Annotated in this window: 13 protein-coding genes and 1 riboswitch; of the genes, 4 read left to right on the top strand and 9 right to left on the bottom strand. The window is 62.9% G+C overall.

Annotated elements, in window-relative coordinates; all coding sequences use genetic code 11:
* Positions 1 to 860: 860 nt before the first annotated feature.
* The 6 genes from thiC to ACZYOF_RS37900 form a co-directional block, all read right to left on the bottom strand.
* Positions 861 to 2,759, bottom strand: a complete 1,899-nt coding sequence (gene thiC, locus ACZYOF_RS37925) for a phosphomethylpyrimidine synthase ThiC (RefSeq protein ID WP_463718954.1) — start codon at positions 2,757 to 2,759, stop codon at positions 861 to 863.
* A 26-nt stretch (positions 2,760 to 2,785) separates the two neighbouring features.
* On the bottom strand, positions 2,786 to 3,394 hold the full coding sequence (locus tag ACZYOF_RS37920) for a thiamine phosphate synthase (protein ID WP_130581823.1): 609 nt from the start codon (positions 3,392 to 3,394) through the stop codon (positions 2,786 to 2,788).
* Positions 3,381 to 4,163, bottom strand: a complete 783-nt coding sequence (locus tag ACZYOF_RS37915; protein WP_130581822.1) for a thiazole synthase — start codon at positions 4,161 to 4,163, stop codon at positions 3,381 to 3,383. The genes ACZYOF_RS37920 and ACZYOF_RS37915 overlap by 14 nt, the downstream gene beginning before the upstream one ends.
* 301 nt (positions 4,164 to 4,464) lie before the next feature.
* Positions 4,465 to 4,662, bottom strand: a complete 198-nt coding sequence (thiS, locus tag ACZYOF_RS37910) for a sulfur carrier protein ThiS (RefSeq protein ID WP_130581821.1) — start codon at positions 4,660 to 4,662, stop codon at positions 4,465 to 4,467.
* Positions 4,653 to 5,666, bottom strand: coding sequence for an FAD-dependent oxidoreductase (locus tag ACZYOF_RS37905; protein ID WP_463718953.1), 1,014 nt, complete (start codon positions 5,664 to 5,666; stop codon positions 4,653 to 4,655). The genes thiS and ACZYOF_RS37905 overlap by 10 nt, the downstream gene beginning before the upstream one ends.
* Positions 5,654 to 5,795, bottom strand: a riboswitch (TPP riboswitch). (Overlaps the previous gene by 13 nt.)
* A 53-nt stretch (positions 5,796 to 5,848) precedes the next feature.
* Complete coding sequence (locus tag ACZYOF_RS37900; RefSeq protein ID WP_463718952.1) at positions 5,849 to 6,385, bottom strand: transglycosylase SLT domain-containing protein; 537 nt, start codon at positions 6,383 to 6,385, stop codon at positions 5,849 to 5,851.
* Between the two features lie 289 nt (positions 6,386 to 6,674).
* On the opposite strand from ACZYOF_RS37900, the gene ACZYOF_RS37895 reads away from it, so the two are divergent.
* Positions 6,675 to 6,875, top strand: a complete 201-nt coding sequence (locus ACZYOF_RS37895; protein WP_463718951.1) for a hypothetical protein — start codon at positions 6,675 to 6,677, stop codon at positions 6,873 to 6,875.
* Positions 6,876 to 6,877: 2 nt separating this feature from the next.
* Here ACZYOF_RS37895 and ACZYOF_RS37890 read toward each other — a convergent pair whose 3' ends face one another.
* On the bottom strand, positions 6,878 to 8,218 hold the full coding sequence (locus ACZYOF_RS37890) for an ATP-binding protein (protein ID WP_282529643.1): 1,341 nt from the start codon (positions 8,216 to 8,218) through the stop codon (positions 6,878 to 6,880).
* Between the two features lie 2 nt (positions 8,219 to 8,220).
* On the bottom strand, positions 8,221 to 8,973 hold the full coding sequence (locus ACZYOF_RS37885) for a response regulator (protein WP_463718950.1): 753 nt from the start codon (positions 8,971 to 8,973) through the stop codon (positions 8,221 to 8,223).
* 172 nt (positions 8,974 to 9,145) lie between these two features.
* Between ACZYOF_RS37885 and ACZYOF_RS37880 the strand changes: the two genes are divergently transcribed.
* The 3 genes from ACZYOF_RS37880 to ACZYOF_RS37870 all read left to right on the top strand — a co-directional run bounded on the left by ACZYOF_RS37880 (position 9,146) and on the right by ACZYOF_RS37870 (position 10,983).
* A complete protein-coding gene (locus ACZYOF_RS37880; protein WP_463718949.1) occupies positions 9,146 to 9,709 on the top strand; it encodes a hypothetical protein in 564 nt (187 codons plus the stop codon).
* A gap of 218 nt (positions 9,710 to 9,927) precedes the next feature.
* Positions 9,928 to 10,305: a PRC-barrel domain-containing protein gene (locus ACZYOF_RS37875; protein WP_130581815.1), complete on the top strand. Its 378-nt coding sequence runs from the start codon at positions 9,928 to 9,930 to the stop codon at positions 10,303 to 10,305.
* A 144-nt stretch (positions 10,306 to 10,449) separates the two neighbouring features.
* The gene (locus ACZYOF_RS37870; RefSeq protein ID WP_130581814.1) at positions 10,450 to 10,983 is read left to right on the top strand and encodes a PRC-barrel domain-containing protein; all 534 of its coding nucleotides are present in this window, start codon (positions 10,450 to 10,452) and stop codon (positions 10,981 to 10,983) included.
* A 247-nt stretch (positions 10,984 to 11,230) separates the two neighbouring features.
* On the opposite strand, the gene ACZYOF_RS37865 is transcribed toward ACZYOF_RS37870, so the two are convergent.
* Positions 11,231 to 12,532, bottom strand: a complete 1,302-nt coding sequence (locus ACZYOF_RS37865) for a serine hydrolase domain-containing protein (protein WP_463718955.1) — start codon at positions 12,530 to 12,532, stop codon at positions 11,231 to 11,233.
* Positions 12,533 to 13,038 lie beyond the last annotated feature (506 nt).

Genomic DNA, 13,038 nt, shown 5'->3' with positions numbered 1-13,038 from the left:
CCATCAGACTCGCTCGAAAGCGAATCCAACCCGCACACATCATCGCATGGTCACTTTGGCGTAGAGCTCACCAGGCCGCCGCCCAGCGCGCGCACTTCAAAACAAAAAGACAACTGTAATGCTAGAGGAGGCTTCTGTTGTCGGAGAAAAATCGCTGGCAGAACCTGCGGATGTGTTCCGGCAGATCATCAACGGCAGATGACTTCTTGGACTCATCGCACGCGAGGCGAGGTCGCGTTCCGCTTACTCTGTTCTCAAGGTGCAAGCCATCGCTCTGGGTTCGATTCGCAATCCGATGGAGAAATGCAGCTCTTGCTTTGGCGCGGAAGGCACTATTCGATCTCATATCGTTATCCCCACGTCTGCCAATTGAGACTTGCGCATGCTTTTAGGATGGCTGGAGAATCTGACTAGCTACCAAAATGGCTGGCAACGGCATCCGAAAGTTTGTCGTTAGAGGGGCTCTTCAGGTTCGATCACTTCTTAGAGCATGATGAGATCAGGTCGAATTGTATCCGCGATGAACGCTGCGCTCCCTCTCCCGCTTGCGGGAGAGGGCCGGGGTGAGGGTGTCTCCGCGATGGGGCTATCCGTGGGAGAGAGCCCTCACCCGGCGCGGAGCCTGTACTCGGACGGCGCGAAGCGCCGATCCGGGTGCGCCGACCTCTCCCGCAAGCGGGAGAGGTGAAGTGAACTCACCGCCGATTCAACCAAATCGCATCACGCTATAGGCGCGCCACAGTTGCAGCAGAACGGCCGGGCAAATGCCCGGCCGTTCTCTCCGCTATGGATGTTCAGACCAAGTCCCGGCCTCGCCGGTCAGACTATCGGTCATTGTGATCCGGGTGACTGCGTAGTCCTTACAACACCCTGTTACTCTCCTTCACCTTCTCCGCATCCAGATACACGTCGCTGCCCATCTCCCTGAACTTCTGGCTCATCGCCGCCATGCCGTCCTCGATGGTGCCCTGCATCGACATCCCGATGCTCGCGGGATCGTTCAGCGTAGCGGCGTAGTCCCGCACATCTTGCGTGATCTTCATCGAGCAAAACTTTGGGCCGCACATCGAGCAGAAGTGGGCGACCTTGTGGGCTTCCTTCGGCAGGGTCTCGTCGTGGAAGTTCTTTGCGGTCTCGGGGTCCAGGCCGAGGTTGAACTGGTCGGTCCAGCGGAAGTCGAAGCGGGCGCGCGACAGCGCGTCGTCGCGGAGTTGCGCGGCCGGGTGACCCTTGGCGAGGTCGGCGGCGTGGGCGGCGATCTTGTAGGTGATGACGCCCACCTTGACGTCGTTGCGATCGGGCAGGCCGAGATGCTCCTTCGGCGTGACGTAGCAGAGCATGGCGCAGCCGAACCAGCCGATCATCGCGGCGCCGATGCCTGAGGTGATGTGGTCATAGCCCGGCGCGATGTCCGTGGTCAGCGGCCCAAGGGTGTAGAACGGGGCTTCGCCGCATTCCTTGAGCTGCTTGTCCATGTTGATCTTGATCTTGTGCATCGGCACGTGGCCGGGGCCTTCGATCATGACCTGGCAGCCTTTGTCCCACGCGATCTTGGTGAGTTCGCCGAGCGTCTCCAGTTCGGCGAACTGCGCGCGGTCGTTGGCGTCGGCGATCGAGCCGGGACGCAGGCCGTCGCCGAGCGAGAACGAGACGTCATACTTGCGCATGAGGTCGCAGATCTCGTCGAAATGGGTGTAGAGGAAGCTCTCCTTGTGATGCGCCAGGCACCACTTCGCCATGATCGAGCCGCCGCGCGAGACGATGCCGGTGACGCGGTTGGCGGTGAGATGGATGTAGGGCAGGCGCACGCCGGCGTGGATCGTGAAATAATCGACGCCCTGTTCGCACTGCTCGATCAGCGTGTCCTTGTACAATTCCCAGGTCAGCTGGACCGGATCGCCGTTGCACTTTTCCAGCGCCTGGTAGATCGGCACGGTGCCGATCGGCACCGGCGAGTTGCGCAAGATCCATTCGCGGGTGGTGTGGATGTTGCGCCCCGTCGAGAGGTCCATCACGGTGTCGGCGCCCCAGCGGATCGCCCACACCATCTTCTCGACTTCCTCCTCGACCGACGACGTCACCGCGGAGTTGCCGATATTGGCGTTGATCTTGGTCAGGAAGTTGCGGCCGATGATCATCGGCTCGAGCTCGGCATGGTTGATGTTGCTTGGAATGATGGCGCGGCCGCGCGCGATCTCGCTCCGCACGAATTCCGGCGTGATGAAGGCCGGCACCGAGGCGCCGAAGCTTTCGCCGTCGGCGAGCGCCGCTTCCGCGCGCTCGAGCTGCTGTTTGCGGCCGAGATTCTCGCGCTCGGCCACGTAGATCATCTCCTTGGTGATGATGCCGGCGCGGGCGAATTCGAGCTGGGTGATCTTGTGGCCGTCGAGGCCGCGCAGCGGCTGGTGATGCGCGGTGAAGGCGCGCGCCGCCTTGTCGGCGGAGAGATTGCCGTTGTCTTCCGGCTTGATCGTGCGCCCCTCATATTCCTCGACGCCGCCGCGCTCTTTCACCCAGGCGAGACGATTGCGCGGCAGGCCGGCATTGACGTCGATCACGATGGACGGATCGGTGTAGGGGCCCGAGGTGTCGTAGACGGGAAGATTGGGCTCGCCGGCGCCTTCGCTCAGGATGATCTCGCGCAGCGGCACCCGCACGTCCGGCGCCGCGTCGGGGGTGGAGAAAATCTTGCGCGAGGAGGGCAGCGGCCCCGTGGTGACGGCGGGAATGGTGGTGTCAGGGTTGGAACGAATGTTCATGGAGTTCCTCCTTAAAACTTCTTACTTCAAGCGGCTTTGGCTGAAGCGCCAAGCCATTGTCTGACCCGCGCATCGGGGTCGGCGTTCTGGGTGATGTCGGAGACGACGGCAATCGAGTCGGCGCCGGCGGCGAAGATCTCCGCGGCCTGCTCGAACTTGATGCCGCCGATCGCAACCAGCGGGATGTCGCCGATGCGCTCCTTCCATTCGGTGATCTTCGGAATCCCCTGCGGCGCGAAGCGCATCGACTTCAGCGTGGTCGGGAAGATCGGGCCGAGTGCGATGTAATCCGGCTCGGCCTTCATCGCGGTCGCCAGCTCCTCGTCGTCATGGGTGGAGATGCCGAGCGTGAGCCGCGCTTTACGGATCTCGGCGAGGTCGGCATCGGCGAGATCCTCCTGGCCGAGATGCAGATGCTCGGCGCCGGCGACGATCGCCGCGCGCCAATAGTCGTTGACGACGAGTTTTGTCGGTGTGCCCCTGGTCACCGCGAGCGCATCGGTGACGATCTGCAGCGCTTCGGAGTCGTTCAGATCCTTGGCGCGCAATTGGATCGTGCCGACGCCGAGCTTGGTCAGCCGCTCGACCCAGGCGACGCTGTCGACGACGGGATAGAATGGATCAGGATACGGCATGCCAGAACGGAGTCCCGATGACAGGAGTGGAGGGGGAGGCGAAATCGCGCGCGTCCATCAGCCCGGCCTCATAAGCGGCGCGGCCGGCCTCGATGCCGAGGCGGAATGCATTCGCCATCGCGACGGGGTCGGCGGCTTTCGCAACTGCCGTGTTGAGCAGCACCGCGTCGTAGCCGAGCTCGAGCGCGTGGGCCGCATGCGAGGGCGCGCCGATGCCGGCGTCAACCACCAGCGTGATGTCGGGCAAGCGGTCCCGCAGCAGTTTTAGCGCATCGCGGTTGGTGATCCCCTTGGCGCTGCCGATCGGCGCGGCCCAGGGCATCACCACCTTGCAGCCGGCATCGACCAGCCGCATCGCCACCGAAAGATCCTCGGTGCAATAGGGGAACACCTCGAAACCGTCCTTGATCAGGATGGAGGCGGCTTCGACCAGGCCGACGACATCGGGCTGCAGCGTGTCGTTGTCGGCGATGACTTCGAGCTTGATCCAGCTCGTGCCGAACAATTCGCGCGCGAGCTTTGCCGTGGTCACCGCCTCGCGCACGGTGCGGCAGCCGGCGGTGTTGGGCAGCACGGTGACGGCGAGCTCGCGGATCAGCGACCAGAACGCATCCCCGGTCTTGCCGCCGGCGGCTTCGCGCCGCAGCGACACGGTGACGATATTGGCGCCGGACGCGCGGATCGCTGCCTGCATGATCGCGGGCGAAGGATAGAGCGCCGTGCCGATCAGCAGGCGGGAGGAGAAGGTCTTGCCGTAGAAGTTCAGCATGGTGTCACCCTGTCGTCCCGGCGAAGGCCGGGACCCATACCGCGTGATCTCTCTTGTGGCATTCCGGCAGACGCTCGTCGTCACAACAAAGCCCTGTGGTTATGGGTCCCCGCCTTCGCGGGGACGACAGCCGAGTGTGTGGAGCGCGCACACCACTCGTCGTCCCGGCGAAGGCCGGGACCCATAACGCGTGATTTCTCTTGGGGCACTCTGGCGGACGCTCTTCGTCGCAACGATGGCCTGTGGTTATGGGTCCCCGCCTTCGCGGGGACGACGGGAGGAGAGGTTGCGGTCATGGCAATCACCCTCCCTGCCGCGGCGTGATGATCTCGATCTCGTCGCCGGCCTTGAGCGCGGTCTCGGCCCAGCGGCTCTTCGGCAGCACGTCGTAGTTCAGCGCGATCGCGAAATGGGTGCCTTCGTAGTCGAGCTCGGCGAGCAGCGCGTCGACGCTTACAGCGGTTATCTCCCGCGGTTCGCCGTTGACGATCACACGCATCGCATCACCTCATTGTCGATCTGGCCGCGCGCGACGTAAGCGAGCGTCAGCTCCGCCAGCGCCGGCGCAAGCAGGAAGCCGTGGCGGTAAAGGCCGTTCACCGAGATCTTCTTCCTGTCGATCGTGATCCGCGCCAGATTGTCGGGAAAGGCCGGGCGCAGGCCGGAGCCGAATTCGAGGATGCGCGCTTCGGCAAAGGCCGGGTGCACCGCATAGGCCGCGCCCAGAAGCTCCAGCGCCGAGCGGACGCTGACGCCGGTGTCCTCGGCCTCGATCGAGGTCGCGCCCAGCATGAACAGATGATCCTCGCGCGGGATCACGTAAAGCGGCCAGCGCGGATGGATCAGCCGCACCGGACGCGACAGTTCCACCTCCGCGGTCTCGATCAGGATCATCTCGCCCTTGACGCCGCGCAGCTCCGGCTCTCCGTCGCGCGCCGACAGGCCGCGGCAATCGATCACGATGCCCTCGAGATCCTCCGCGCTGATGTCGCTGTTGAACTTGATGGTGCCGCCGGCGGCGAGGATGCGCTCATGCAGCCTGGGCAGCACGCGGCGCGGCTCGACATGGCCCTCGCCCGGAAAGAACAGCGCGTCGCGGAAACGGCCGTCGAGCGAGGGCTCGAGCTGCGCAACGCCTGACGCATCGAGCCGCTCATGACCTTCCGTCATCCGGGCAAAGCGCTCGAAATCGTTGCGCTCGCGCGCATGCGCCACCACCAGCGAGCCGTTGAACGGCGTATCCGGCAATTCGCGCCGCCAGATATCGAGCGAGCGCTGGCCGAGCCGGCTGATGATGGGCTCGGCGACCTCGGCCTCGCAATAGGGCGCCAGCATGCCGCCGGCCCAATGGCTTGTGGATTCCGTCATCGCGGCGTCACTGCGCTCGTGCAAAGTCACCGCGTGACCGGCCTGCGCGAACAATAGCGCCTGCCAGGCGCCTGCAATGCCTGCGCCGATGATAGATACGGGGGAATCCCCCCGCGGACTCTTATTCTGGTACATCCCTGTCCCTTCGCCGGTATGACCCGGATCAGGTTCAAAGGGTCACCGCGGTCCCGGATATCGGCCGGAATGGCCAACCCCAAGCGTGCGGTATCTCAGCTCCTCCTCGGAGCACCCCTCGGAACGCGTCTAATGTAAGCAGATGTGCTGAGCTGTCAACGCCGCCTTACGGCCAGGCCCCCTCAGTTGCCGGGGATCTGCTGTGCGTTGGCGTCGACCGCGCTTTCCGGCGTCTCGGCCTGTGCCTGCTCTTTTTGCGATGCGGCGGCGAGCGTCGGGCGGGATTCCCTCTTGGATTCCCTCAGGTGCTGCAGCCGCTGCTGCTTGGCGGCGTAATAGTACCCGCTGGCGTAGTAATGCACGGCGCGGTCGTGGTTGCCGCCGGCGGCACGATAGGCGCCGGCGAGATATTTGATGCCATAGGTGAGGTTGGTTTCGGGATCGCGCAGGCCCGCCGCATCGCCCTTGTAGCCAAGGCCGCGTGCAGTCGCGAGCTTGATCTGCATCAGCCCGATGGCGCCGCCGCGTCCGATCAGGTTCGGATGATACTTGCTCTCGCGCACGATCACCCGGTGCACCAGCTCGTCAGGAACCAGATTGGCCTGGGAATGGCTGGCGACCAGCGCCTCATATTGCGATCGCTGCTGCGCCTGCGCAGGCGGGCCGAGAAGCACCGCGGCAATAGCCACGAGCAAGGTGAGAGCGAAAGGGAATTTCATCGGATGCGATCTCGGCGACGGAATAGTTTGTTCCACTTACGCAACCCGATTGTTGCGGCGGCCGGGCAGCTATGTGGCGAAAACGAGGCGTTATAGGGCGGGCTTTAGTAAAGTCTTAGACGACGATTTGCTGCACGGCGGCAAGCGCCTTGTCGCGCAAATGACTCAAAGCCACCGTAGGATTTTGCATGGCAGGCGCAGGGTTCAGCGCCTATCTGCCGGCAACGATAATTCAAGAAACGACAATCAATAAAACCGACCAAGAAAAGTCGACAAAGGGAGACGCATCATGACCCGCTTTGATTCCGCTGATCTGCCGCGTGGAAATCCTTGCGCACAATGCGGCAAGCCGATCGCGAAGCCGGATTGGGTCGAGCAGGATGGTGGCCGGATATTCTATCTCTGGCATTGCCGCGCCTGCGATTACCGCTTCGAGGCCATTGCGATCTATCCGGAGCACGGCAGCGAGCAGGCGCCGCTGGCCGCCTGAAGTCAGGCCGCAGAGCGCTCCTCTTTTCCGCGTACCGGCAACTCGATCCGCGCCACGAGCCCGTGCGGCTGTTTGTCGTGCAGCGACAATGTCCCGCCATGCGCGAGCACGATCGCGTTGGTGATGGAAAGCCCGAGGCCGAAGCCTTCGGACTCGTCCATGTTGCGCGCCTCGTCGCCGCGCACGAACGGCTCCAGCACATCGTGCTTGCGCGCATCCGAAATGCCGGGGCCGTCGTCCTCGACTTCGATGGTGATGCGATCCGGCGCGATGCGGAGCCGGATCGTCGCCTCTGCGCCGAAGCGGACGGCGTTCTCGACCAGATTGGTGACGCTGCGGAGCAGGTCGTCCGGCCGCACAGTGGCCATCGCGTGGGCCGGGCCGTCGTAATTGACCTTGTGGCCCATGTCGGAAAACTGGTCGGTGACGAGCTGCAGGGTGCTGGCGATATCGGTCAGCGTCATCGATTCCAGTTTGCGGTCGTTGCGCAGGAACGACAGCACCGATTCCAGCATCGCGCGCATCTGGTCGAGATCGTGAAGCATGCGGCTGCGATGGGTCTCGTCCTCGATGAATTCGGAGCGCAGCCGCATCCGCGTGATCGGCGTGCGCAGATCGTGGCTGATCGCGGCCAGCATCTTGGTGCGGTCCTCGATCAGGCCGGTGATGCGCTCGCGCATGCGGTTCAATGCTTTCGCGACCGAACGGATCTCTTCGGGTCCGCGTTCTGGCAGGGGCGCGGCCGCGCCGTCGAGACTGAAACTTTCGGCGGCGCGCGCAAATGATGATAGCGGCGCGGTCAGCGCGCGTGCCGCCCACAGCCCGAGCAGCGTGACGCTGATGACCATGAACAACAGCGTCATCATCCAGGGACCGCCGAGGAACGGCGGCCGGTGCCGATCCGCGAGCAGCCTTGCCGAGATCATCGCGCCGTCGGGCAGGGTGATGCCGATCCTTGGCTCGATCTTTGCGCCGTCGCCCGCCAGCGGAAACAGCCGATAGGCGCCGCCGAGCCGGCGGTAGAGGCCGTGCAATTCGCGCTCATTCAGTTCGCCGGCCGCCGGCGCGGTGCCGGGCGGCAGGCTTTCGACGCCGAGTTGCGGAAAGGCGTTGTTGATGTCAGCAGACAGCCGCGGTCGTTCCGACGGCGCGGCGGCGCCGAGTAATTGGATTGCGCTGGCGAGCTGGGCATGTCCGCGGTCGCCAAGCGGCTCCGACTGGTCCGGCCGTGAGATGAGGAAGATCGTGGCGATGATGATGTGGATGGCGACGATCGAGGCGACCACCAGCGCCGCGATCTGCCCGCTGATGCCCCTGAGATTGAGGAAGCTGGAGAGCTTCATCGTCAATTGCCCGCCGCGGTCACCGCTTCGACTGTTGCTGCTTCCACTCTTGGCGTGAACATGTAGCCGCCGGCGCGCACCGTCTTGATGATGGTGGCTTCCTGCGGATCGGGTTCGATCTTGCGGCGGATGCGGCTGACCAGGACGTCGATGGAGCGCTCGAACGAGCCGGCGTTGCGCGCGCCTGTGAGGTCGAGCAGGCTGTCGCGCGACAGCACGCGGCCGGGCCGCTCGCAGAAGGTCCTGAGCAGGTCGAACTCCGCGCTGGTCATGGCGACCTTGGCGCCTTCGGGGTTGCGCAATTCGCGCAGGCGGAAATCGATGCGCCAGCCTTGGAACGTCAGCACGGTCGCGCCTTCGATGGCGCTGGCGTTGCGCGCCGCCGCCTGCCGCCGCAGCACCGCATTGATCCGTGCCAAAAGCTCGCGCGGATTGAACGGCTTCGGCAGATAGTCATCGGCGCCCATCTCGAGGCCGAGGATGCGGTCGACGTCCTCGCCGCGCGCGGTCAGCATGATGATCGGCGTCTGCGAGGTCGCGCGCACCTTGCGGCACAGGCTGAGGCCATCCTCGCCGGGCAGCATGACGTCGAGGATAAGAAGATCGACCCGGTGGTCGGTCATCGCGCGGACCATCTCGCGGCCGTCGCCGGCGGTGGTGACGTTGCAGGCGTTGTTGCGCAGATATTTCGCGATCAGGCTACGCGTCTCGCGGTCGTCCTCGACGACAAGGATGTTCGGCTGCGGTTGGGCCATGCTGACCTTTTTGTCGATGATTCGGGGTAAGCGGCGAAGATTCTTGTTTCCAAATGTTTCTGACGGCTGCGCGGTAACAGGGGGCAACAGGGCAAAAGGCACTGTTAAGACCGTTAACCCTACCGTCGCGGCGAGTTTCACGCGTACCTATCAGAATCATTTGGAGCATTCCATGACCGCGATCTCGGCTGCCTCCGGCAGCACCTATCAGTCGCCTTTGCAGCGGCTGCAGGACGAACTGCAGTCCGAAATCAATTCCGGCACCATCAGCTCGTCCGATCAGGACGCGCTGTCGTCAGCGCTGACGGATATCGACGCCTCGATGCAGGCGAGCCGCGCCAGCGATCAGGCCGGCGGCACGCGGCCGTCGCCGGACGAGATGAAGTCCAAACTGGATGATCTCATCAACCAGGAGGTATCCAGCGGCAAGCTGACCAGCGACCAGGCGACCGAATTGCAGGGCGTATTCAAGGCCGCCTTCGCGCAGGGTCCCGGCGGTAGCCACGGCCCTCACGGCGGCGCCGGCGGGCCACCACCGTCGGATGCTTCAACCTCGACCGATGACGCCAGCACCACCACGACTAATTCCGTGAGCGACATCCTGCAGCAGTTCCTGCAGTCGCTGCAGGATTCGCTGTCGGCGTCGGCGTCGAGTTCCTACAATTCGGCCGGCAGCGCGAGCGCATCGGCCAATGGCAGTTCGTTCTCCGCGCTGCTGATCGACTACCAGAGTTAAGCCAAGCTCCTTCCCCACGAAGAGCGCGTAGCCCGGGTGGAGCGCCAGCGTAACCCGGGGCCGGTTCTCAACGTTGACGTAGGTGTTCCGGGTTGTGCTTCGCTCCACCCGGGCTACGTGCTTCTGCGAAAAGGGAAGGGTGGCTGTTCCATTTGTGGCGTAGGAACCAGTCGTCGAATGTGGCGTTGAGCCTCTCGATCATTTGTGGGGAGGGCCAGATGGCAGCCGACGCCAGCACCAATCCGCATCGGCTCATCGCCAGCGATCGCGTCGAAGGCACTGCGGTGCGGCGGCCGAACGGCGAGATGATCGGCCATATCGAACGGCTGATGATCGACAAGGTCACCGGACAAGTGTCTTACGCCGTGCTCAGCTTCGGCGGATTCTTGGGCCTCGGAACCAATCTGATCCCCTTGCCTTGGGTGCGGTTGCGCTACAACACGCGCTTCGAAGCCTATGAGCTCGACATATCAGATGAAGAGTTGAAACGCGCGCCGTCGTTCCGCGCCGACAAGGATTTCGATTGGGGCGATCGGTCGCAGGAGGCCGAGCTGCATCGCTACTACGGCATACCGCCTTATTGGGGCGGTTTCTGAAGCGCATGTTCATCGCTTCACTCTGAACTTTTCGACTTGGCGCTCCACTTTGTTCGGCGTCGCAAGTTCCGTGCTACTTGATACGGAACGCTTGCTGACGTGACGGGTTTTCTCAGCATCGATTTCGAACTGGAGGATCCGATCATGTTAGCGAAGTATACCATCACTGGTCTCGCGGCTTCGGCCCTGCTTGCAAGCGTCGCGTTCGCGCAAACGCCGAACACGGCGACTGGAGATCGCCCGAGCACTGCGGCGACCACGTCAACCACCGCTCCGTCGTCGTTCCACGGCAACTGGCGCGGGTCGAAAATGGCCGGCCTGAACGTCTATAACGACAGCAACGAGAGCATCGGCTCGATCAACGACATGTTGATGGACAAGAGCGGCAACATCAAAGCGGTCGTGATCGGCGTCGGCGGCTTCCTCGGCGTCGGCGAGCATCTGGTCGCCGTCCCCTTCGAGAAGGTCAAGTTCGTCAACGAGCCGGTTGCCTATACCGGCGCGGCGAATACCGGCGCAAAGCCGGCGAGCGGCGCTGGCTCTTCGACGACCACGGGCGCTGCCACAAGCTCGACCTCGAGCGCCAAGCCGAACCCCTGGTACCCTGATCACGCCGTCTACAACGCGACCAAGGAAGAGCTGAAGGCGATGCCGGAGTTCAAGTACTCGACTGAGTAAGGTTCTCGCCTGCGCAAACAAAACGCGCCCGGTTCTGCCGGGCGCGTTTTTGCATCAGGGCGTGTACTCATAAACTCGCGTGACAGCGATCTTGGTCAATCTCCGCTTTGGCCCACCTCGCGGACTCAACTCGGACATCTCCATAGGTCCGAGGAGGGCCAACAACGGACAATCGATCTTGCAGGCACTGGCCTGGCGTAGGTGCGAAAGATCCGAGAAATGCGAAATAAGGTGCGTTTGCGGTTGGTTACTTGCGCAGGCCCCTCCCCATCGCCTCGTAGATCATCGTCTTCAAGTTCAGTTGGATCCGTCCCCCCTGTGTGGGCGACATCACCATGAAGACTCCCAACATGTCGTCCACGGGATCGACGAAATAGAAACTGCCGCCGGCGCCGTCCCAACGGTATTCACCGAGTGGCCAGTCCGTATTCGGCGGTGGCGAGGTGCGCACGGCAAAGCCAAGACCGAAGCCACTGGTGGGGCCCGGAAAATAGAAGGGATCATGAATGATCCCGGTCTCCGGCCCAATCTGATCCGACGTCATCAGTGCGACTGTCTCACGCTTGAGGTACCGCTTGCCGTCGAGTTCACCTCCATTCAGCAGCATTTGCAGGAAGCGGGCGTAGTCCCCTGTAGTCGAGGCCAAGCCCGCTCCACCGGACTCCCAGCGCCGCGGCAATGTAGGATCGGTGATTCCAGCGACTCGAGAGCGATCGACAGGAAATCCCCTGGCGATCAGCGGCCACTTCGCTTTATCCGCGACATAATACACAGTGTCGGACATTCCGAGCGGATCGAACAATCTCTGCTTTTCGAATTGGTACAGCGTCTGCCCCGAGGCCACTTCGACGACACGGCCCAGCACGTCGGTTGAATGGCTGTAATTCCAGCGCGTTGCGGGCTGATCGGCAAGCGGCAGCACTGCGATCCGGTCGGCGAAGTCGGCGTTATTGAAATCCCCTGCATACAACAGAGGATTCGCATAGAGTTTCTGCACCTGGGTCTCGCCGTAGAAGCCGTAGGTGATACCCGAAGTGTGCCGCAATAGATCCCTGATCGTGATCGGGCGCTTCAACGGCTCGAGCTTGAGCGGATACTTTCCTGCTTCGTCGGACATATCGACACCGACCTTGGCGTCCGCAAAGGAATGAATGTATTTCGACACGGAATCGTCGAGAGCCAGCTTGCCTTCGTCGACCAGCATCATCGCCGCAACCGACGTAACGGCCTTCGACATCGAATAGATCTGGAAAATCGTATCCGGCGTCATCGGCAGCCCCGTGTCGGGGTCCCGCACGCCGAAGCATTCGAAATGGACTGGCTTGCCGTGTTGTTGGATCAGCAGGATGCCGCCAGGAATCTTGCCGGTCGTGATCTCATTGCGAATGGTGTCGTCAAGCTGCTTCAAGGCCGCGGGCGAAAGAGTTCCTACAGCCGGCGTTTCGGATTCGGCGCGCAGCTCAAACGCCCAGCCGACGACCAGGGAAATCGCGAGCGCTGCCGCGGCAAGGCAGCGCAGTGCGGTGTTTCCGGTTTGCCATCGCTTCATAGACGAGCAGCTTAAGGGTTCGCTGGACGCGCCGGCGTTCCGAAGGCGTCTGCTCCAGCAGCACGCAGAACGTCTCCTACTTGCGGCCGATGACCATATAGCAGCCGACGACGTTTTCCAATTGATTGCCAAGGTCAACCGCGATTCGGGGACGAGCTTCCTGCTCGTTACCCACAACGTGGATCGGTCATGCCGCTGCGATCGGATCCGTCGGGGTGGCGAACGGTCGTATCACTCGCTACGAGTTCCACGTACGACCAGGGTCCTCGTGCGAAAGTGTCCGCTTAGGCGCAATCGCGTCATTCTTGGCTTATTCGCCGAATGTCTGCTTATCCCGTAACAGCGGCGGAATAGCGGACATACTGCAACCGCTGCTTGGGGCCCAGGCCGTGTGAAAACTGTGCCTCTGCTATTATTCTCCAGTGAATCGGCGGGGGACGAGCGATGGCGGGATTCGTAGAGGGGGTTGATCGCGGACAGAGCACGTTGTTCCCTGCACTGCTCGA

This window comes from Bradyrhizobium sp. LeoA1Lang, from assembly GCF_055413685.1.
Note: the sequence above shows the minus strand (reverse complement) of the source record. Positions and strands in the feature narration are given on the sequence as shown.

Bases quoted from the DNA above. Each gene is read 5' to 3' on its own strand.
- thiC (WP_463718954.1), bottom strand. From the start codon at position 2,759: ATGAACATTCGTTCCAACCCTGACACCACCATTCCCGCCGTCACCACG.
- ACZYOF_RS37920 (WP_130581823.1), bottom strand. From the start codon at position 3,394: ATGCCGTATCCTGATCCATTCTATCCCGTCGTCGACAGCGTCGCCTGG.
- ACZYOF_RS37890 (WP_282529643.1), bottom strand. From the start codon at position 8,218: ATGAAGCTCTCCAGCTTCCTCAATCTCAGGGGCATCAGCGGGCAGATC.
- ACZYOF_RS37900 (WP_463718952.1), bottom strand. From the start codon at position 6,385: ATGAAATTCCCTTTCGCTCTCACCTTGCTCGTGGCTATTGCCGCGGTG.
- ACZYOF_RS37915 (WP_130581822.1), bottom strand. From the start codon at position 4,163: ATGCTGAACTTCTACGGCAAGACCTTCTCCTCCCGCCTGCTGATCGGC.
- ACZYOF_RS37875 (WP_130581815.1), top strand. From the start codon at position 9,928: ATGGCAGCCGACGCCAGCACCAATCCGCATCGGCTCATCGCCAGCGAT.
- ACZYOF_RS37865 (WP_463718955.1), bottom strand. From the start codon at position 12,532: ATGAAGCGATGGCAAACCGGAAACACCGCACTGCGCTGCCTTGCCGCG.
- ACZYOF_RS37885 (WP_463718950.1), bottom strand. From the start codon at position 8,973: ATGGCCCAACCGCAGCCGAACATCCTTGTCGTCGAGGACGACCGCGAG.
- ACZYOF_RS37895 (WP_463718951.1), top strand. From the start codon at position 6,675: ATGACCCGCTTTGATTCCGCTGATCTGCCGCGTGGAAATCCTTGCGCA.
- ACZYOF_RS37905 (WP_463718953.1), bottom strand. From the start codon at position 5,666: ATGTACCAGAATAAGAGTCCGCGGGGGGATTCCCCCGTATCTATCATC.
- ACZYOF_RS37880 (WP_463718949.1), top strand. From the start codon at position 9,146: ATGACCGCGATCTCGGCTGCCTCCGGCAGCACCTATCAGTCGCCTTTG.
- ACZYOF_RS37870 (WP_130581814.1), top strand. From the start codon at position 10,450: ATGTTAGCGAAGTATACCATCACTGGTCTCGCGGCTTCGGCCCTGCTT.
- thiS (WP_130581821.1), bottom strand. From the start codon at position 4,662: ATGCGTGTGATCGTCAACGGCGAACCGCGGGAGATAACCGCTGTAAGC.